Raw genomic sequence first — 19,004 nt, 5'->3', positions numbered from 1 at the left:
GTGCCACGTTGGATGAGTGCGTGCGTCCGCGCGATGCGCGGCCGCTGGCATGGGGTGGAACTGGCGCGTTGATGGCGCTAGCGCATCGACGCGGTGAGTGCGGTGCTGCCCGGCACGCATGGCCTTACTTGAGCTGGCAGATGTCCAGCACGTGCATGTCGGTGTAATCCAGGTTTTCGCCGCCCATCGCCCAGATGAAGGCGTAATTGCTGGTGCCGGCGCCCATGTGGATGGACCACGGCGGCGACACCACCGCTTCGTTGTTCTGGATCACGATGTGGCGCTGCGCGTCCGGCTCGCCCATGAAGTGATAGACGCGGTCGTTGGCGCCGAGATCGAAGTAGAAATACACCTCGCTGCGGCGGTCGTGCAGATGCGGCGGCATGGTGTTCCAGACGCTGCCCGGCTTGAGCACGGTCAGGCCCAGCAACAGCTGCGAAGACTGGCAGGTGGTCGGCACGATGTACTGGTAGATGGTGCGCTCGTTGCTGGTTTCCAGCGCGCCGCGCTCCAGCGCCACGGCATCCTTGATCGACAGTTGCTTGGTCTCGAAACGCGCATGCGCCGGCGTCGAGGCCAGATAGAACCTGGCCGGGTTGGCGGCATCGTCCGAGGCGAAGCTGACATCGGTGCTGCCCATCGCCACGTACAGGCCGTCCTTCGGCCCGAGCGTGTAGACGGTGCCGTCCACGGTCACGCTGCCGGTGCCGGCGCCGACATTGAGGATGCCCAGCTCGCGGCGCTCCAGGAACGGATGGCCGGCGGCAGACGCCGGTTCGGTCTGCCTGGGCAGTTCCAGCGTGGTGCCGAGCGGCGCTGCGCCACCGAGCACGAAGCGCTCGTAGTGGGTGTATTTGAGCGTGACCGCATCGTCGACGAACAGGCCATCGAGCAGATAGAGCTCGCGCAGGTCGTCGTTGCTGGCGCCCTTGATGGCGTCGGGATGGGTGGCGTAGTGGGTCTTGCAGTACAGGGACATGCGCGATCTCCGGTGCCAAGCGCGGGGGGATTGGCTTGCACCAGGCCATTCTACCGACTCTGGTTAACCGGTGTCATTGCGCAGTGCACGATAGCCGCATGGCGGCGTGGGAATTCCTTTTCCCATCGGGAGAAGGTGGCGCGTAGCGCCGGATGAGGGGACGAGGCTGCGCGTGGTGTTGGGTGCGGGGCTTGATTGGTCGGGTGGAGGCTTATGTGCCCTCAGCTCATGGCTGAGCTTTCTCAGATGGCCGTCTGCCGCCGTACCCTCACCCCAACCCCCGCTCCGCGCCCGGGCCCGGGCCCGCGGCGCTCCAAGGCACGCGCGGACATGGCGCGCAAGCCGTGCCTACTCGCCCCAACGGGAGAGGGGCTTTGTCCCTCGCCTGGCATCCCCTTGCCTGGGCTTTGACTTCGCTCAATCCTCCGGCGGTTGGCAGGAGTCGCGCACGATCAGGTGCGGGCGCACGCTGGCGGTGGGCAGTTGCGGGGCGTTGTCGGGCTGGATCAGCATGGCTGCGGCGGTGCGGCCGGTGTCGCGGGTGTGGCGGCGCACCGAGGTCAGCGGCGGCCACAGGCGGGAGGCCAGCGAGCTGTCGTCGTAGCCGATCACCGACAGCTGGCGCGGGATGCTGATGCCGGCGCGCAGCGCGACCTTGTAGATACCGGCGGCCATTTCGTCGTTACCGGTGAAGATGGCGGTGGGGCGCTTCTTGCCTAGCAGCAGTTTTTCGGCGGCGGCCACGCCCGATTCGAAGGTGTAGCCGGCTTCGACGATGCGCTCGGGCGGCAGTTCGATGCCGCGCCGGGTCAGCGCGTCGGCAAAGCCGGAGGTGCGCTCGATCGAGGAACGGTAGGCGCTGGGGCCGGTGACCAAGGCGATGTCGCGGTGGCCGAGCGAGAGCAGGTAGTCGGCAGCCTCGGCGGCGCCGTCGCGGTCGTGGGTGATCACCGTCTGCGAGGTGGTGTCCAGCGCCACCGAGGCGATGCGGGTGTAGCGGCAGCCGATCTCGGCCAGCATGTCGGCCAGCGCCTGGTCCTCGGAGGCGCGCGGCACCAGGATCACGCCGTGCAGCTTCTGCGCCTGCGCGAAGCGGCGCACGCCTTCGATGTAGCCGGGGCTGCGGCTGTCGCAGGGGTGCACCACCAGCTCGAAGCTGGAGCCGCGCAGCGCGTCCAGCGCGCCGTACTGCATGTCCACGATGTACTGCGCGGTGGGGTTGTCGTAGACCATGCCGATCAGGAACGAGCGCCGGAACGCCAGCCCGCGCGCGAGCGGGTCGGGCGCGTAGCCGACCTCGCGCATCAGCGCCTCGACCTTCTCGCGGGTGTCCTGCCGCACCAGCGGCGAGTTGTTGATGATTCGCGACACGGTCTTCTTGGACACGCCCGACATCCGCGCGATGTCGTTGATCGTGGCTACCTTGCCCTTCGGCAGGCCGGGCATTCCCTCTTCAGGCATCTTGCGGGCGGGCATAGCGGTCAACCAGTGAAGTTGATTGGATTCTACCGGCCAGACGGCCGGCAGACCTGAGCGAAGCCTGCCGCCACCCCGGACCCGCCGTGCAGGACACGCCGCAGCCGGCAGCGCGGCGGCATGCCCGGCGATGCAGAACGGTCAGTCCAGGGCGCGGTAGCGGAAGTTGCGGAACTCCACCTGGCCCTGCCCGGCGGCATACAGCGCCGGTTTCAGTGCCAGGAACTTGCCGGCCACGTTGTGGTGGTAGCCGGATACTTCCATCTGCACCGGGTACTTGGTCCAGGTGGTGCCGTCGGTGCTGCTGTGGATGGTGACGATGTGGCGGTTGTTGGTGACCCGCAGCCACAGGGTGCCACCGGTCGCACTGGGGGCCAGCGTGCCGGGGCGTTCCTCGCCGTAGCGGTGCATGACGAAGTTCTCGCCATTGCTGCCCACGCCGGCATAGAGCTTGTCGCTGTAGAACAGCAGCGCCCCGCCCTGCCCGCCCGGCGCCACGGTCATCTGCACCTCGAACTGGTAGGCCTGGTCGGTGGCGATCACCGTCAGCGGCGAGGCGTTGCGCGGGGCGCTGCCCTTGCCCTGCAGGCGCAACACGCCATCGCCGACCTGCAGCCGCTTGGCCTCGTCGGCGGCCGGGTTGAAGAACGCCCACTGCGGGCCCAGCGTGCTGGCGCGGAAGTCGTCCGACAGCGCCAGCCCATGCGGCAAGGCCTGCCCGCTGGGCTTTTTCAGCGGCGTGCCCAGGTCGCCGCCCTTGGCGACGAACCAGCCGTCAGGGGTCCATTCGATCGGATCCAGCAAGGCCTGCCGGCCCAGCGTCCAGTAGCCGTGCTCGTAGCCGTGGTAGAGCATCCACCAGCGCTGGTCGGTGCCTTCCACCAGGGTGGCATGGCCGCGCGACCACCACGGCTCGTCGGCGCTCCTGGTGCGGGTGATCGGGTTGTTGGGCGCGTTCTGCCAGGGGCCATGGATCGAGCGCGAACGCGCGGTGATCACCATGTGCCCGGTCGGCGGGCCGGCGGTGCCGCCGACGGCGGTGGTCATGTAGTACCAGCCGTTGTGGCGGGTGATCTTGGGGCCTTCCTGCGCGTAGCCTTCCACGTCCCAGCTTTCCGGGTATTTCCAGCCGTCGTAGACGTGCTTGGGCGTGCCGACCACCTTGAGCCCGTCGTCGGAGAGCTGCACGTAATCGCCGCCGCTCAGGAACAGGTAGCGCTTGCCGTCCTCGCCCACTGCGTGGCCGGGGTCGATGTACTTGCCCAGGCCGATGTCGATCGGCGCGCTCCACGGGCCCTTGATGTTATCGGCCCAGACCACGAAGTTGCTGCGCTCGCCCTGATCGCCACGGCGCGCCGGGAAGTAGATGTAGTAGCGCTTGCCGTGCTTGATCAGGTCCGGCGCCCAGATCGCGCCGACGTTCTGGGTGATGGCGTGGCCCAGCGGCTGCCAGTTGACCAGATCGCGCGAGTGCCAGATCGGCAGGCCCGGGTAGGCATCGAACGAGGACAGCGTGAGGTAGTAGTCCTGCCCGTCCTTGAGCACCGACGGGTCGGGGTGATCGCCGGCCAGCACCGGGTTGAGGAAGGTGCCGTCACCCTGGTCGGCGATGCGCTGGTGTTCGAGGCCGCGCTTCCAGTCGGCCGCGGCAGCGAGCCCGGCACACAGCAGCAGGCCGCCGGCCAGCAGCCAACGCAAACGGTTTGAAGCGATACGCACACGCATGCTTGCTCCTAGTCCCCGCACGGCGGGGCGATACGGCGGCCAGCGCCTGGAGCGTCGGCCGCCTGGATGAAGGCGGAACTACCTGCCAGCGGCGACGCCGGGCAGCGCGCCGGTAACGTCGCCAGGCGTTTGTCGAGCGAGCCGCGGCATGCGCACATCGCATCGCACGCGCCGTGCAGGCCGCTGCCACGCACCGACCACGCCCACCTGGCGGACGCAGTCGGGATCGCGGGCACTTACGCGCGCAGCGCGCGTGGCAGCCACAGCGACAGTTCGGGGAAGAACGCCACGATCAGCAGCACACCCAGGGCCGCCAGCCAGAACGGCCAGATGGTGCGCATGCTCTGGGCGATGGTGATCTGCCCGATCGAGGTGCCGATGAACAGCACCGAGCCGATCGGCGGGGTGATCAGGCCGATGCCGCCGGCCAGCACCATCACCAGACCGAAGTGGATCGGGTCGATGCCGTAGGCCTTGACTACCGGCAGGAAGATCGGCGTACAGATCAGGATCTTCGGCGCCAGGTCCATGAACATGCCCAGCAGCAGCAGCATCACCACGATCATCAACAGCACCGTGTTCTTGCTGTCGGCGATGGCCTGCAGGAACTTCACCGCCGCCGCCGGCACCTGCAGGTAGGCCAGCAACCAGCCGAACACCGCCGCGGTGGCGATCACGAAGAGGATCACGCCGGTGGTGCGCGCCGCATGCGTGACCGCGGCGAAGAACTCGGCCCAGCGCAGCTGCCGATACAGCAGCGCGGTGACGATCAAGGCGTATACCACCGCGATCGCCGCGCTCTCCACCGCGGTGAAGATGCCGGCACGGATACCGATGAAGATCAACGCCACCAGGCCCAGGCCCGGCAACGCGCCGATCAGGCGCAGCGCCACTGCGCGCCAGCCGGGGAACGGCTCGGTGCCGTAGCCGCGATGGCGCGCCACCGCATAACCGGTGACCATCATCGCCGCGGTCATCAGCAGCGCCGGGAAGATACCGGCAGCGAACAGATCGGCGATCGACAGCCCGCCACCGGCCGCGGCCGAGAACAGGATCAGGTTATGCGAGGGCGGCACCAGCAACGCCACCAGCGCGGCGGTCATGCTCACGTTGACCGCGTAGTCGCGGTCGTAACCGCGCTTGATCATCTGCGGGATCATGGTGCCGCCGACCGCCGAGACGTCGGCGATCGCCGAACCGGACACGCCGCCGAAGAACAGCGACGACAGCACGCTGACCTGGCCCAGGCCGCCACGCACGCGCCCCACCAGCGAGGAGGCCAGCGCGATCAGGCGTTCGGAGATACCGCCGCGCAGCATCAGCTCGCCGGCGAAGATAAACAACGGGATGGCGATCAACGAGGCCGAGCCGCTGCCGGCGGAAATCTGCTGCACCAGCACCACCGTGGGCAGGTCCAGATACAGCAGCGTGGCCAGTGCGGCCGCGCCCAGCGCATACGCCACCGGCACGCCGATCAGCAGCAGCACCACGAAGGTTCCCAACAACATCGCAATGCCCATCAGCGCACTCCTCCGGCCTGGATCGGGCGCAGCACACGCCACAGCTTGTACAAGGCAAAGATCACCATCAGCGCACCGCCGATCGACAGCGGCAGGTAGTTGATGCTCTGCGGCATCTGCGCGCCGGCCATCTTGATATCCAGGCCATCGAGCAGCAGCGCCGCGCTCCACCACGCCAGCACCGCACCGATGGACATGATCATCAACGGGCGGATCAGGTCGAACACCCTGCGCACCAGCGGCGGCACGTGTTCGCCCAGCAAATAGAAGCCGAAGTGGCGGTTGGTATGCACGCCGGCGGCCGCGCCCAGGCTCAGCGCGGTGCTGAGCAGCAGCAGCGTCACCGGCTCGGTCCAGCTGGGCGAGTCGTTGAGCACGTAGCGGGTGAACACCTGCCAGCCCTGCACGACCACCAGGCCCAGCAGCGCGATGGATGCCACGCCAACGGCGGTATCGGAAACGCGGTCCAGCGCGCGCTGCAACGGCGCGACCGGGACGGCGACGGTCTCGGGTTCGGTCATCGGGTCACCTCTATGCAAAATCGCGGATGCGGCGGTACAGCGCTTCGATCTCCGGCTGCTTGCGGTATTCGGCCAGCAGCGGCGCGGCGGCGGCGCGGAACGCCGGCATGTCGACCTGATTGAGCTTGACGCCGTAATCGATCACCTGTTTGCGCGCGACGGTCTCCGAGGCATCCCACAGAGTGCGCATCACCGGTACCGAGGCGCGTGCCAGTTCCACCACCAGGGCGCGATCGTCCGGGCGCAGCGATTCGAAACTCTGCCGCGACATCACCAGGATGTCCGGCGCATAGGAATGCTCGCTCTGCGACCAGTAATGCGCGGCTTCGAAATGCCGGCTGGACTGGAAGCTGCGCATGTTGTTTTCCGCACCGTCGATCATGTGCGTTTCCATCGCCGAGAACGTCTCGCCCAGCGACATCGGAGTGGGATTGGCACCCAGCATGCGCATCAGTTTGAGGAAGATGTCCGACGAGGCCACACGCAGTTTCAGGCCCTTGAGATCTTCCGGGCGGTGCAGCGGGTGCTTGGTGTTGTAGAAGCAACGCGCACCGGAATCGTAGATCGCCAGTCCCACCAGGTCGCGCTGCTCGAAGCTGCGCAGCACGCTGTCGCCGACATGGCCGTCGATGGCGCGGCGCAGATGCGGCACCGAGTCGAACACGTACGGCAGGCACAGCGCCTGGGTCAGCGGAAAGGTGTTGTTCAACGCGCCCGAATACACCCGGGTGATGTCGATGGCGCCAAAGCGCGCCATGTCGATCGCCTCCGACTCGCGGCCCAGCTGGCCGGAGTGGTACTGGCGCAGCTTGAGCCGGCCGTTGCTGCGTTGCTCCAGCTGCTTGCCGAACCACCGCACCGCCTCCACGGTGGGGTAGTCGCCGACATGCACGTCGGTGGCGGTCAGCAGCTGCCCGCCGGGGATCGGCGTGGTGGCACCCGCGCCCAGCCAGGGGCCGGCCGCGGCGGCACCGAGCCCGGCACCGAGGAAATGTCTGCGTGTGATCATTGGCGCCCTCCCAAGCGTCTGGTCACTGGGTCCGGCGTTACTTGGCGGACACAGCCGTACAGGAAATGTCGCCGATGCCGGCGAAGCGAATCAGGGCATGCTGTCCCACTTCGATGTCATGGATACCGGTGGCATTGCCCGTGGCAATGAGATCACCGCGCTTGAGCGGACGCCCGCGCCGGGCCGAACGGCCGAGCGCAAACGCGTAGGCGGCACGCAGCCCGCCCGGCAACGTGGTGGCCCCGCCGGTGCCGACCAGCTGATCGTCGATCAGGGTTTCGGCGGTCAGCGCGGACTCGTCGCGCGCCAGCCAGTCGGTCACTTCCGGGCCCAGAATCAGGCCATTGTTGTTGCCGAAGTCGGAGATCACCACGCGCGGGCCGAGCTTGTTGATGGTCGCCAGCGGGCTGCTGGCGATCTCCACGCCGATGAACAAGGTGGCCGGCAGGTGTGCCGCCTCGTCCGGGGTGAAGTGGGTCTGCCCGGACGGCGCGTCCGCGTCCAGGCGTAGCACGTACTCGGCCTCGACCGCGCCGAAGCCGCCTTCGTAGATCGGGAACTCGGTTGTTCCACCGGTAGCATTCCAGAGCTTGTGCGAGAAGATCGGGCCAAGCAGGCGCTCGTCGCCGGAATGGTCGCGGCGCTCGGCGGCGATATAGCCCACTTTCCAGCCGATCACCTGGTCGTCCCACTGGCTGATGGCGATATCCTGCACCTGGTAGGCAGTGACCAGATCGTCGGGGATCTGCCCGGGAAAGTCCGGCAGCGATGCCCCTGCACGGCGTGCCTCCACAAAGCGCTGCGCGATCTGCGACAGCGAGGATGTGGATGTTGGTGGGGTGGCGGCGTCGTTGCTCAAGGGTGTCTCCCTGATAGGTGTTTTTGTTGCACTGCCAATCGACAGTGGCACGGTGTGCTGTATATGGTAAACCGGTGTCATTGGCAATGTGCAGTGCGGCAAAACTGGCCGCAGCAACGAAGCAACCCTGGGAGGGGTGGATGGAACAGACAAGCCCGACGCGTGTGTTTGCCGCGTTTTCGAGCGTCATGCGCCGATGCATGACGGTGGTGGTGATGGTGGGAGCGCTGCTGGCCGGGCCAGTGCTGGCGGCCGAGGTGCCCGGCGCCGATACCGCAGCCGAGCAGGCCAGCCGGATCCTGTTGTGGCCCAAGGGGATGGCACCGGGGGACAAGCCGCTGCCGCAGCCACAGCGCATCGTCCAACGCAGCAGCGACCCGGCCCTGCCCGATCGCTACATCCAGCAGATCAGCACGCCGTACCTGGTGGTCTACCGGCCCAAGCGGCCGAACGGCACCGCGCTGCTGGTCACCCCCGGCGGCGGCTACCAGCGCATCGTGCTCGACAACGAAGGCAGCGCGCTGGTGCCGAGCTTCGTCGACCAAGCCGGCATCACCCTGTTCGTGCTGCGCTACCGGCTGCCCGGCGAAGGCCACCCGAACGGTGCCGACGTGCCACTGGCCGATGCACAGCGCGCGCTGCGGCTGATCCGCGCCAATGCCGCCCGCTACGGCATCGACACCCAGCGGGTCGGGGTGATGGGCTTTTCGGCCGGCGGCCATGTCGCCGCCAGCCTGGGCACCCGCTACGCCGCGCAGGTCTACTCCAAGGTGGATGCGGCCGATGCGCTGAGCGCGCGGCCGGATTTTGCGCTGCTGATCTACCCGGTCATCGACATGGACAGCGCCAACACGCACCCCGGCTCGCGCGAGCGCCTGCTCGGCAGCAGTCCAGGCGCTGCGCAGGTGCGCGCGTATTCGCCGCAACTGCAGGTGGATGCACGCACCCCGCCCAGCTTTCTGCTGCATGCGCAGGACGACACCGTGGTGCCGGTGCGCAACAGCCTGCTGATGCACGACGCGCTGCTGCGCGCCGGCGTGGCGAGCGAGCTGCATGTCTTCCCGCAGGGCGGCCATGGCTTCGGCACCGCCAGCGGCACCGGCCTGACCGTGGCCGTATGGCCGCAGCTGGCGCAGGCCTGGATCGCGCATGTCACCAGGGCGCAGGCGCCTGCATCTGCATCTGCATCTGCACCGGCACCGGCACCAGCGCAGGACCTGGCGCGATGACAGCGCGGTCCACGCACGACGCGCGCAGACGCACGCTGCTGCGTGGCGGCCTGCTTGCCACTGCCGCGGCAGCGCTGCCCGGCTTCGCCGGCGCGGCCGCATTGCCGCCGCCACGCGAGGACAGCGCGCCGCTGGCACGCGTGCGTGGCGGTGCGCTACACGGCTATCGCGACCAGGGCATCTGCGTGTTCAAGGGCATCCCGTACGGCGGCGACACCGCCGCGCGGCGCTTCCAGGCAGCGCTTCCGGAAACCCCGTGGCAGGACGTGCGCGATGCCAGCACGTTCGGTGCGGCCGCGCCGCAACTCAAGGCCAGCGAACCCACCAGCGAGGACTGCCTGTTTCTCAACGTGTGGACGCCGGGCCTGCGCGATGGCGGCAAGCGGCCAATCCTGTTCTATATCCACGGCGGCGGCTACACCACCGGCTCCGGCAGCGACCCGCTGTACGACGGCGTGCGCCTGTGCAAGCGCGGCGATGTGGTGGTGATCACCGTCAATCACCGGCTCAACCTGTTCGGCTACCTGTCGCTAGCGCAGCTGGGCGATGCCGGCTTTGCCGACTCTGGCAATGCCGGGCAGCTGGACCTGATCCAGGCACTGCACTGGGTGCGCCAGCACGCGGGCGAATTCGGCGGCGATGCCGGCAACGTCACCGTGTTCGGCCAGTCCGGTGGCGGCGCCAAGATCGCGACCCTGATGGCGATGCCGGCCGCGCGCGGCCTGTTCCACCGCGCCTGGACCATGAGCGGGCAACAGGTCACCGTGGCAGGCCCGCGCGCGGCCACCCAGCGTGCGCAGTTGCTGCTGGATGCGTTGAAACTTGCGCCGGGCGCGCTTGCGCGCATCCGCACGCTGCCGGTTGCGCAACTGCTGGCTGCCGCGCAGCTGCGCGATCCCTCGCGGGTGGAAAACAGCGCGCTGTACTTCGGCCCGGTGCTGGATGCACGCAATGTGCCGGTGCATCCGTTCTGGCCGACCGCGCCGCTGCAATCGGCCAGGATTCCGCTGGTGATCGGCAATACCCGCGACGAGACGCGCGCGTTTCTCGGCAACGACGCGAAGAACTTCGCATTGAGCTGGGACGAGCTGCCGGCCAGGCTGGAAAGCCAGCAATACGCCGACCTGTTGCCGCAGGTGGTGATTGCCGAATATCGCCGGCTGTATCCGCAGTACTCGCCCTCGGATGTGTTCTTTGCGGCGACCACTGCCGGCCGCTCGTGGCGCGGCGCGGTCGAGGAGGCCGAGGCGCGTGCACGCCAGGGCGCACCGACTTGGGTGTACCAACTGGACTGGGGCTCGCCGCTGGACGGCGGCAAGTTCGGCGCCTTCCACACGCTGGACATCCCGCTGGTCTTCGACACCATTGCGCAGCCCGGCTCGCGCACCGGCGACGGCGCCGCTGCGCAGCGCATGGCCGAGCAGATGAGCGAGGCGCTGCTCGCCTTCGCGCGCAGTGGCGACCCGAATCATCGCGGCCTGCCGCGCTGGCGCCAGTACTCGTTGCAGCACCGCGACACGTTGCTGTTCGATGTGCCGAGCCGGATGGACAACGACCCGCGTGGTGGCGAACGGCGGCTCTACCAGCAGGCGCCCTTCATCCAGCGCGGTACGTTCTGAGTGCTTTCGTTCCAGCGGGGCGATCAGCACGTGGGGTGCGGTCGCCACACGGGTACGAATGTTCCAGACCGGCAGGTCTGCGCAGGACACGCCGATTCCGCAGCGCTGGCCGCCCCCTATTCCGGCGAGTGCGCAGCCGTGGTTCAGTCGTTTTCGAGGTGATGCATGCGTAAGGACTCTTTTGTTGCACCGATGCTGCTGACAGCGCTGGCCGCTGCCTGCCTGATGTTTGCCGATGCGGCCGCTGCCGCGCAGGTCGGTACGCCGCGCGCATCCAATGCATCGACCTCCACCACCGCTGCGCCTGTGCTTGCGGCCAGCAAGATCGTGCTGGTCGGCGACTCCACCACCGCCGTGCAGGGCGGCTGGGGACCGAGCTTTTGCGCGCAGCATGTGAGCTCGTTTCTGAGCTGCGTCAATCTGGCGCGCGGCGGCCGCAGCACGTCCAACTACCGCGCCGAAGGTTCGTGGGACATCGCGCTGCACGAGCTACGCAGCGGCGGGTATCGCCAGGTGTATGTGCTGATCCAGTTCGGTCACAACGATCAACCGGGCAAGCCGGGGCGTTCCACCGACCTGGCGACCGAGTTCCCCGCCAACCTGCGCCGCTATGTGGCCGAAGCGCGTGCTGCCGGTGCGATTCCGGTGCTGGTCACGCCGTTGACGCGGCGGCAGTTCGAGCGCGGTCAGTTGCTGGACGATCTGGCGCCCTGGGCAGAGGCCACGCGCACGCTCGCGCAGGAATTGCAGGTGCCGTTGATCGACCTGCACGCGCGCAGCCGTGCCCTGGTGCAAGGCATGGGCCCGGTGCTGGCAATGCGCCTGGCGCAGCGGCCGGCCGATCCGGAGCAGGTGCTAGCCGCGCAATCAGGCACCACCATCGGCAAGACCCCGGCGCAAACCATATCGACGCCAGCCACGCCTGCTGTCGCCGCTGCGCGTGCACAGGACAACGCCAATGCCGAGCCGATGGGCCAGGCCAAGCTGGCATTCGATTACACCCATCTGGGTGCCGACGGCGCCGACCTGTTCGCGGCGATTGTCGCCGACGAACTGGCCAGGCAAGTGCCTGCGTTGCGGCCGCTGTTGATTCCGTGATGGGTGAGGTAATGCCTGCTGCGTGACGTGGTGCATCGCAAGCGCAGGCGTTTGCGATGCATCCTCTCCACGTGTGAGCCTCAGCCCAGCACAGGCACCGGTGCATCCGCTTCGATCACCTGCTCGCGCTTGAGCTCTTCCCATACCGATGCCGGAATCGCCACGCGCATCGAGGCCGCATTCGCATGCGCCTGCTCGGCCGTGCGCGCACCCGGAATCACCGCGGACACCACCTTCGGTGCGGCGGCAAACTGCAGCGAGACCGTACGCAGATCCACGCCGTGGCGCTCGCAGATGGCGAGTGCTTTCTGGCGCTTGGCCGGCGCCCATTCCGGCACGGTGCCGTCGTAAAGATAACGCTCGCGCCCGGCCAGATAGCCCGCCAGCAGCGGCGCACCGACCACTACCGACGCGCCGTGCTTTGCGATCTTCGGAAAGGTGTCGTGCAGCGCCTGCGCGTGGTCCAGCAACGAGTACTGGCAGGCCAGCAGGAAGATATCCGGGTCGGCCTCCTCGATCGCACGCAGGGCCGGCTCGGGGCGATTGACGCCAAAGCCCCAGGCCTTGATCAGGCCCTCCTTGCGCATCTTGGTCAGCTCGGGCATCGCGCCTTTCACCGCTTCGGCAAAGCGCTGTTCCCACGGCATGCCCAGGTCTTTCTCGTTCTCCGGTGACAGGTCGTGGATGTAGGCGATATCGATCTGCGACACGCCCAGCCGCTGCAGGCTGTCTTCAATCGAGCGACGCACGCCGGAGGCGCTGTAGTCGTAGCGATAGTCGAAGGGCGACGGCTGCTGCCACATCGTCTTCGGCGGTTTGTCGGTAGCGGTCAGCAGGCGCCCGACCTTGGTCGACAACACATAGTCGTCTGCAGCGTGATTGTGCAGGTGGTGCCCGGTACGGCGCTCGGACAGGCCCAGGCCGTACCACGGTGAGGTATCGAAATACCGCACGCCCGATTCCCACGCCGCAGCCAGGGTCGCTTCGCTTTGCGCATCGCTGGTCGGCGCAAACCCATTGCCGATCGCCACGCCACCAAAGCCCAGTCGACTCGAGGGCCGATAGCGTGCGCCCTTGCTTGCGGGATTGGTCGGCAACGCGGATGCGGCGGCCTTGCCGCGCGTGGGCATCACGCTGCCCGGTGCGGAAGTCTGTGCCAACAACGGGGCGGCAGCCAATGCGGCGGTGCCAGCAGCGGCGGCGGAAAGAAACTGGCGACGGGTATTCATGGGGGAAATCCTTGCGGCGACTCGATACACAAGGATGGTCCCGCCTGCGTGCAGACAAGGTCAGCGCAGGGGTCGCGAGCGTACACATGCAGGCAACGAACAACTCACGTGCGGGTTTGGACAAGCAGGCACGTCACCACTGGTTGTCAGCGGTTGCTGCTGGCGGTCATCGCATGCACCGCATGCTCACGACATGCGGAAATGGCAGGTGCACCGGGCCGATGTACTTCATCGCGTGGCATTGCCTAAGAGCGGCCAACACAGCGTCGCGAGCGGTGGTCAGTTGTGTGCGGACGACGCGCTAAGAACCGGAGAGTACGCGTGGTACACGCCGATTCCGAGCAGCGACCGCGTCCGCATGATGGCTGTGCAGTTTTTCTCGCTGCCGATCCAGATCCCTACGCAAGTCTCTGTTGCACGGATCCAACTTCAGTCAGCGTATTTCCAGCAGCTGCAGCTGCGCACGCGACGGGCCATCGCCCAGCCACAGCGTGCCCACACTGATCGGCAAGCTGAAGCGACGCGGGCCGGCGCTGCCCGGATTGATGTACAGCACACCGTCGCGCGTCTGTATCGACGGCTTGTGCGAATGCCCGCTGATGATCACATCGGCAGCAACATCCGCTGCCAGCGTTTTCAGATCGTGCAACACATGGATGCGCACGCCTGCGATCAGCAGATCCAGCGTTTGTGGAAGCTGCGCTGCCCAGAGCTTGTTGTCGATATTGCCGGCGATCACATGCAGCGGTGCCAGCGCCTGCAGCGCAGTGAGGATCTCCGGCTTGCCCACATCGCCGGCATGGATGATTGCCGCGCAGCCCTGCAATGCAGCCACCGCCTCTGGCCGCAGCACGCCGTGCGTGTCGGAGATCAGGCCAATGCGTAAGACGGCAGCCGTCATCGGGTGTGGGTGAAGGTGGCGGGCGATCAGGATGCACTGCCCGGTGATGCCGTCGCGTCAACGGGCCAGGTTGTCGGGCCAGCCGCATGGTCAGCGACCAAGCGCTCCGCTGCGGATGATGCCTGGCACACCGTAGCGTGCCGGGCATCAATCACGTCAGTGCGTCGACTCAGCGTGTTGCGTACGCTTCCACGCCCAGACGCTGTTGGGATCGCCCTGCAACCCGCGCCGCTTGCTAGCACGCGCCAGTTGCCAGTACGCCCATGCCAACACCAAGGCGATCAGGTCCACGACCAGCACCGTTGCGTCCTGCCACGGCAGCACCACGCCACGCGCGGAAACACAGCTGGCCAGCGGAATCAGCGCCGTGAGGACAGCGCAGGCCAGCAACGCCTCGTACGCACCACGTGCGGTGGGGCGGACCAGCGCCCACACCAGCACGGCCGCAAAGACCGCGTAATAGACATAACGCTCCTGTCCTTGCGCAAGCAAACGTGCGGCGATGAACAAGGCCGAGATGCCGGCGACGCTGCCCAGGCAGACGCCGATGGTCAGGCGTGCCATCGCGTGGGTGCGGCGCGGTTGATCCACCAGCCGACGCTTGCGCCGAGTTTCGATCCACAACAGGTTGCCACTGTAGAACAGGAACGCACCGCCCAACCCGAGCAGGAAATACAACCACTGCACCGGCGCGTGCCCGAAGTTGCCGAAGTGCAGCCCTTGCAGCCCGCGCAAGGCGGAGGTGCCTGGTGACATTGTCCTTGGTTCGAGCACGCGCAGGACCTGGCCGGTTGCCGCGTCCAATGCCACGCCACCGAGTGTGTTGAGGCGGCGCTGATCGTTGTGGCCATACACTTCCGCGCGTGCATGGGCATCGCCTGCATCGTGAAACCCGATGCTCTCCGGTACAAAGCCCGGGCTGGCCGCGCGCGCCTTGTCCAGCAGCACCGCAACCGGCAACACCGGCGCCGTACGCCTGGCCGGTTGCACATGCGGGGTGAGTTCGAACTCCGGTGCCAGGATCTGCATCAGCTTGCCGTCGAACACCAGGAACTGGAACGGCGCCAGCAGCAGCACGCCCAGGCACAACACCGCGCCGGACCAGGCAAAAATCACATGGAACGGCAGCGACAACATGCCAACCACGTTGTGCGCGTCCTGCCACAGCCGCTTGAGGTTATGCCCCGGCCGCAGCGCGAACAGGTCCTTGAAGAACACCGGCGCGTACAACACCACCCCGCTGAGCAATGCCAGCCCGTACAGCACGCTCACCACACCGAACAGATAGGTGCCGAACACGCGTGGCAGGCCGGCGGTGAAGTGCAGGTCGTAGAGGAAGTCGGCAAAGCCCACGCGCTGCGGCAGTTCCAGCAGGCTGCCATCGGCGGCCTGTTGATACTGCCGCATGCCGCCACTGGCCTCGGCCTGCGGCCCATACCAGTACAGCCGCGGGGTCGGCCCGTGCTCGCCGGGCAGCAGCACCAGGAAGGAGTCGGCCACCTGCGGATGCTGGGCGATCACCGCATCCAGCAAGGTCTGCGCGGCGGCGACAGGATCTGCCGGCGCACGCTGTGTGACAGGCGGCGTGGCCTGCCAGCCGCTCAATTCATGCGTGAACACGGTGATGGCGCCGGCGTAGAAGGCGATGAACAAGGCCATGCCCGCCAACAGACCCATCCAGCTGTGGACCGACAGAAACGCGCGCAAGGTCGATGCCTTCATGCGCCCAGCTCCGTCCAGCCCAATGCCTTGATGCCTGCAAGCGCGAGGTAGCACAGCAGCGTCAGCCCGCCGAGCACGACCCAGGCGCGCGATGCGCGACGGAACACGAACGGCAGCGCCATCGCGCCCACCCAGGCCGGAAACATCAGCAGCAACCACGCCAGCGTGTAACTCTGCTGCGGCCCCGGCAGCAACAGGGCGCACAGGCCCACCACGCCGACCGCCAGCGGCAGACCCAGCACCACTGCGGCCAGCCACCTAGCCCACATGGCGCACCTGCCTGCGTTGCGTACGCGCCTGCTGCCAGGCATCCAGATACGGCAGCGCCACCGCCACCAGCATCAGCGCCGTCACTGCGGCGAAGATGCCGGCCCAGGTGCCCAAGGCCTGCATGGCGCAACCCAGCGACAGCAGCAGCAATGCGCTGGCGCCGATGCGTAGCGCGCGCGCGGGCAGCCGGCGCTGCGGCCACAGGCGTTGATGCCGTGTTGCCAGGTAGAACGCCAGCGCCGACGCCGCAGCGCCGAGCAGGTAGCACCAGGTCATCAAACCGCTCATACCTGCGCCCGCGTCGAAGCGGAGAAACGCAACACACCGAGCTGCGCTGGCCGCGCGCCGGCACACAGCGAATATGTAACCCACACCAGTGCATGCGCGCATCCAGCGATGCGCACAACATGGACAAACGGATCAACCATCGAAGAAACCACCGCCATCAAAACGCCCACGCACAACACTCCCGTACACACGGTCGACGGAAGGCATGGCGGCGGCTGTGCCCGGCAGCCCTCTCCGGGCCGCCTAATGAGCGGGTGACACCCCTGCTGTACCGCCCGGTGGGCGCGCGCAGCGAGGTGTTGGCCGCTCTACGGCGCGCAATCTAACAGGTGCCACAGCGCCGGACCAGCGGTCCGGCGCTATGTGTGCTGCATCAGCCCTGCGGCGTCAGCACGATGACGCCCAGCGGCGGCAATAGCAGCGGCAGGGATTGCGCATGGCCATGCATGGACTGCTGCTCGGCGCTCACCACACCGCCATTGCCCAGGTTCGCGCCGCCGTAGATGCCGGCATCGCTATTGAACACCTCGCGCCACTGGCCGCCTTGCGGCACGCCGATGCGGTAGCCGTGCTGCACGATCGGGGTGAAGTTGATCACCACCAGCACCGGCGCATCGCCGCGCTTTGCCTTGCGCAGGAACGCGACCACGCTGTTGGCCGCGTCATCGCCAACCACCCAGGCAAACCCGGCCGGGTCGTCGTCCTGCGCGTGCAGCGCGGGATATTCGACATACAGCCGATTTAGATCGCGCACCAGGGTCTGCACGCCGCGATGGTGCGGGTCATCCAGCAGATGCCAGGGGATGCCGCCGTCGTGGTTCCACTCGGTGGGCTGGCCGAATTCGCAGCCCATGAACAGCAACTTGCGCCCCGGGTGGGTGAACATGTAACCCAGGTAGGCGCGCAGGTTGGCGAACCGCTGCCAGTCGTCGCCCGGCATGCGGCCGAGCAACGAGCCCTTGCCGTGCACCACTTCATCGTGCGAGATCGGCAGCACGAAGCGCTCCGAATACGCATAGACCATGCTGAAAGTCAGCTCGCCATGGTGGTAACGGCGGTAGATCGGATCCAGCGCCGCGTAATGCAGGGTGTCGTGCATCCAGCCCATGTTCCACTTGTAGTGGAAGCCCAGGCCGCCGTGCGCCACATCGGCAGTGACGCCGGGGAACGCGGTGGACTCCTCGGCAATCATCACCGCACCCGGGGTGTGTTCGCGCACCACCTCGTTGAGCCGGCGCAGGAAGGCGATGGTCTCGTAGTTCTCGCGCCCGCCGTGGATGTTGGGCACCCACTCGCCGGCATTGCGGCTGTAGTCGCGGTACAGCATCGAGGCCACCGCATCCACGCGCAGGCCGTCGACGTGGAAGCGCTGCAGGAACTCCAGCGCACTGGCGATCAGGAACCCGGACACCTCGCGCCGCCCGTGGTTGTAGATCAGCGTATTCCAGTCGCGGTGGAAGCCTTCGCGCGGGTCAGCATGTTCGTACAGCGCGGTGCCGTCGAAATGCGCCAGGCCGTGGGCGTCGGTGGGGAAATGCGCCGGTACCCAGTCGACGATCACGCCGATGCCTTCGCGGTGGCAGCGATCGACGAAGCGGGCAAAGCCATCCGGCGAGCCGAAGCGCGCGGTCGGCGCGAACAGGCCCAGCGGCTGATAGCCCCACGAGCCGCCGAACGGATGCTCGGTCACCGGCATCAGCTCGACATGGGTGAAGCCCATATCGGCCACGTACGGAATCAAGCGGTCGGCCAGGCCATCCCAGTCCAGGTCCACGCCTTCCTCGCGCAACCAGGAGCCTGCATGGATCTCGTAGATGCTCATCGGTGCGTCGTGCGCCTGCCGACGCGCGCGCGTGGCCATCCAGCCGTCATCGCTCCACTGGTGCGGGGTGGGGTCGGCCACGATCGAGGCGGTGCCCGGCGCCAGCTCGGCACGCCGCGCCACCGGGTCGGCCTTGGCCGGCAACTCGTTCCCATGCGGGCCGCGTAGCTGGTACTTGTAATGCGCACCCGGGCCGACGTCGGGCACGAACAGCTCCCACACGCCGGACTGGTGCCGCAGCCGCATCGGATGCCGGCGCGCGTCCCAACTGTTGAAGTCGCCCACCACCGCCACGCGCGTGGCATTGGGCGCCCACACCGCAAAGCGCGTGCCGCGTACGCCATCGACTTCGACCGCGTTGGCGCCGAGCGCATCGGCCAACTGCAGATGATGGCCTTCGCTGATCAGGTGCAGGTCGAAATCGCTGAGCTGCGGGCCGAACGCATACGGGTCGGCGGTGTCCTGCTCGCCGCCGGGCCAGCCGATGCGCAGGCGGTAGCCGCCCTGCGCCGGCAACGCGCCGGCGAACAGGCCCGGCTCCGGGCCTGCCTCCAGCGCGATGACCTGGCCATCGTCGAGCACGGCATTGACGTAGTTGGCACCCGGTTGATAGGTGCGCAGCAGCCGACCGCTGTCGGTCGGGTGCGCGCCCAGGATGGCGAATGCGTCGCCATGGCGTGCCTCGGCCAGGGCGCGGGTTGCGCCGGGATCCCATCGATTGGTCACTGCTGTCATCA

General features: G+C 67.4%; 16 protein-coding genes and 1 other RNA gene. 3 read left to right on the top strand and 14 right to left on the bottom strand.

Translation table 11 applies throughout. From position 1 onward, the window contains the following. Positions 1-124: 124 nt before the first annotated feature. From kduI to XARJCFBP2528_RS06745, 7 genes are all read right to left on the bottom strand, one after another. Entirely contained in the window at positions 125-979 is an 855-nt protein-coding gene (gene kduI / locus XARJCFBP2528_RS06775) for a 5-dehydro-4-deoxy-D-glucuronate isomerase (RefSeq protein ID WP_016901229.1), read from the bottom strand. Between the two features lie 417 nt (positions 980-1,396). Further along, positions 1,397-2,455 (bottom strand): LacI family DNA-binding transcriptional regulator, encoded by a 1,059-nt coding sequence (locus XARJCFBP2528_RS06770; protein ID WP_024939515.1) that lies wholly within the window; start codon positions 2,453-2,455, stop codon positions 1,397-1,399. 141 nt (positions 2,456-2,596) lie between these two features. After that, positions 2,597-4,180 (bottom strand): family 43 glycosylhydrolase, encoded by a 1,584-nt coding sequence (locus XARJCFBP2528_RS06765; RefSeq protein ID WP_047124527.1) that lies wholly within the window; start codon positions 4,178-4,180, stop codon positions 2,597-2,599. Between the two features lie 236 nt (positions 4,181-4,416). Beyond that, the gene (locus XARJCFBP2528_RS06760) at positions 4,417-5,700 is read right to left on the bottom strand and encodes a TRAP transporter large permease (RefSeq protein WP_016901232.1); all 1,284 of its coding nucleotides are present in this window, start codon (positions 5,698-5,700) and stop codon (positions 4,417-4,419) included. Next, a complete protein-coding gene (locus tag XARJCFBP2528_RS06755; protein ID WP_016901233.1) occupies positions 5,700-6,221 on the bottom strand; it encodes a TRAP transporter small permease in 522 nt (173 codons plus the stop codon). Before XARJCFBP2528_RS06755 ends, XARJCFBP2528_RS06760 begins: the two co-directional genes overlap by 1 nt. A 10-nt stretch (positions 6,222-6,231) precedes the next feature. Further along, positions 6,232-7,230, bottom strand: a complete 999-nt coding sequence (locus tag XARJCFBP2528_RS06750) for a TRAP transporter substrate-binding protein (RefSeq protein WP_047124526.1) — start codon at positions 7,228-7,230, stop codon at positions 6,232-6,234. 37 nt (positions 7,231-7,267) lie between these two features. Beyond that, entirely contained in the window at positions 7,268-8,089 is an 822-nt protein-coding gene (locus XARJCFBP2528_RS06745; protein ID WP_047124525.1) for a 2-keto-4-pentenoate hydratase, read from the bottom strand. 140 nt (positions 8,090-8,229) lie between these two features. On the opposite strand from XARJCFBP2528_RS06745, the gene XARJCFBP2528_RS06740 reads away from it, so the two are divergent. The 3 genes from XARJCFBP2528_RS06740 (at position 8,230) to XARJCFBP2528_RS06730 (ending at position 12,035) form a co-directional block, all read left to right on the top strand. Continuing rightward, positions 8,230-9,318, top strand: a complete 1,089-nt coding sequence (locus XARJCFBP2528_RS06740) for an alpha/beta hydrolase (RefSeq protein WP_047124524.1) — start codon at positions 8,230-8,232, stop codon at positions 9,316-9,318. Beyond that, positions 9,315-10,937: a carboxylesterase/lipase family protein gene (locus XARJCFBP2528_RS06735; RefSeq protein ID WP_047124523.1), complete on the top strand. Its 1,623-nt coding sequence runs from the start codon at positions 9,315-9,317 to the stop codon at positions 10,935-10,937. The genes XARJCFBP2528_RS06740 and XARJCFBP2528_RS06735 overlap by 4 nt, the downstream gene beginning before the upstream one ends. A 165-nt stretch (positions 10,938-11,102) precedes the next feature. Further along, positions 11,103-12,035, top strand: a complete 933-nt coding sequence (locus XARJCFBP2528_RS06730; RefSeq protein WP_080959828.1) for a rhamnogalacturonan acetylesterase — start codon at positions 11,103-11,105, stop codon at positions 12,033-12,035. Between the two features lie 80 nt (positions 12,036-12,115). Here XARJCFBP2528_RS06730 and XARJCFBP2528_RS06725 read toward each other — a convergent pair whose 3' ends face one another. The 7 genes from XARJCFBP2528_RS06725 to glgB form a co-directional block, all read right to left on the bottom strand. Further along, complete coding sequence (locus XARJCFBP2528_RS06725) at positions 12,116-13,264, bottom strand: aldo/keto reductase (RefSeq protein ID WP_047124522.1); 1,149 nt, start codon at positions 13,262-13,264, stop codon at positions 12,116-12,118. Between the two features lie 253 nt (positions 13,265-13,517). Beyond that, positions 13,518-13,594: non-coding RNA, sX9 sRNA (locus tag XARJCFBP2528_RS22175), on the bottom strand. Positions 13,595-13,697: 103 nt separating this feature from the next. Then, complete coding sequence (locus XARJCFBP2528_RS06720) at positions 13,698-14,165, bottom strand: metallophosphoesterase family protein (protein ID WP_047124521.1); 468 nt, start codon at positions 14,163-14,165, stop codon at positions 13,698-13,700. A 156-nt stretch (positions 14,166-14,321) separates the two neighbouring features. Continuing rightward, positions 14,322-15,887 carry a PepSY-associated TM helix domain-containing protein gene (locus tag XARJCFBP2528_RS06715; protein ID WP_047124520.1) on the bottom strand — a complete coding sequence of 522 codons (1,566 nt, stop codon included), beginning with the start codon at positions 15,885-15,887 and terminating at the stop codon, positions 14,322-14,324. Continuing rightward, positions 15,884-16,156, bottom strand: a complete 273-nt coding sequence (locus XARJCFBP2528_RS06710; RefSeq protein WP_024940563.1) for a hypothetical protein — start codon at positions 16,154-16,156, stop codon at positions 15,884-15,886. Before XARJCFBP2528_RS06710 ends, XARJCFBP2528_RS06715 begins: the two co-directional genes overlap by 4 nt. Next, positions 16,146-16,445 carry a hypothetical protein gene (locus tag XARJCFBP2528_RS06705; protein WP_047124519.1) on the bottom strand — a complete coding sequence of 100 codons (300 nt, stop codon included), beginning with the start codon at positions 16,443-16,445 and terminating at the stop codon, positions 16,146-16,148. The genes XARJCFBP2528_RS06710 and XARJCFBP2528_RS06705 overlap by 11 nt, the downstream gene beginning before the upstream one ends. Before the next feature lie 373 nt (positions 16,446-16,818). Next, the gene (glgB, locus tag XARJCFBP2528_RS06700) at positions 16,819-19,002 is read right to left on the bottom strand and encodes a 1,4-alpha-glucan branching protein GlgB (protein WP_047124672.1); all 2,184 of its coding nucleotides are present in this window, start codon (positions 19,000-19,002) and stop codon (positions 16,819-16,821) included. Positions 19,003-19,004 lie beyond the last annotated feature (2 nt).

Source organism: Xanthomonas arboricola pv. juglandis (genome assembly GCF_001013475.1).
In the GTDB taxonomy this organism is placed as follows: domain Bacteria; phylum Pseudomonadota; class Gammaproteobacteria; order Xanthomonadales; family Xanthomonadaceae; genus Xanthomonas; species Xanthomonas arboricola.
This window is presented reverse-complemented; position numbering and strand designations above follow the sequence as displayed.

What these genes read in the sequence shown, in the direction of transcription:
- XARJCFBP2528_RS06705 (WP_047124519.1), bottom strand. Translation starts at nt 16,445, where the DNA reads ATGAGCGGTTTGATGACCTGGTGCTACCTGCTCGGCGCTGCGGCGTCG.
- XARJCFBP2528_RS06770 (WP_024939515.1), bottom strand. Translation starts at nt 2,455, where the DNA reads ATGCCCGCCCGCAAGATGCCTGAAGAGGGAATGCCCGGCCTGCCGAAG.
- glgB (WP_047124672.1), bottom strand. Translation starts at nt 19,002, where the DNA reads ATGACAGCAGTGACCAATCGATGGGATCCCGGCGCAACCCGCGCCCTG.
- XARJCFBP2528_RS06740 (WP_047124524.1), top strand. Translation starts at nt 8,230, where the DNA reads ATGGAACAGACAAGCCCGACGCGTGTGTTTGCCGCGTTTTCGAGCGTC.
- XARJCFBP2528_RS06765 (WP_047124527.1), bottom strand. Translation starts at nt 4,180, where the DNA reads ATGCGTGTGCGTATCGCTTCAAACCGTTTGCGTTGGCTGCTGGCCGGC.
- XARJCFBP2528_RS06730 (WP_080959828.1), top strand. Translation starts at nt 11,103, where the DNA reads ATGCGTAAGGACTCTTTTGTTGCACCGATGCTGCTGACAGCGCTGGCC.
- XARJCFBP2528_RS06720 (WP_047124521.1), bottom strand. Translation starts at nt 14,165, where the DNA reads ATGACGGCTGCCGTCTTACGCATTGGCCTGATCTCCGACACGCACGGC.
- XARJCFBP2528_RS06715 (WP_047124520.1), bottom strand. Translation starts at nt 15,887, where the DNA reads ATGAAGGCATCGACCTTGCGCGCGTTTCTGTCGGTCCACAGCTGGATG.
- XARJCFBP2528_RS06725 (WP_047124522.1), bottom strand. Translation starts at nt 13,264, where the DNA reads ATGAATACCCGTCGCCAGTTTCTTTCCGCCGCCGCTGCTGGCACCGCC.
- XARJCFBP2528_RS06760 (WP_016901232.1), bottom strand. Translation starts at nt 5,700, where the DNA reads ATGGGCATTGCGATGTTGTTGGGAACCTTCGTGGTGCTGCTGCTGATC.
- XARJCFBP2528_RS06710 (WP_024940563.1), bottom strand. Translation starts at nt 16,156, where the DNA reads ATGTGGGCTAGGTGGCTGGCCGCAGTGGTGCTGGGTCTGCCGCTGGCG.
- XARJCFBP2528_RS06755 (WP_016901233.1), bottom strand. Translation starts at nt 6,221, where the DNA reads ATGACCGAACCCGAGACCGTCGCCGTCCCGGTCGCGCCGTTGCAGCGC.
- XARJCFBP2528_RS06735 (WP_047124523.1), top strand. Translation starts at nt 9,315, where the DNA reads ATGACAGCGCGGTCCACGCACGACGCGCGCAGACGCACGCTGCTGCGT.
- XARJCFBP2528_RS06750 (WP_047124526.1), bottom strand. Translation starts at nt 7,230, where the DNA reads ATGATCACACGCAGACATTTCCTCGGTGCCGGGCTCGGTGCCGCCGCG.
- kduI (WP_016901229.1), bottom strand. Translation starts at nt 979, where the DNA reads ATGTCCCTGTACTGCAAGACCCACTACGCCACCCATCCCGACGCCATC.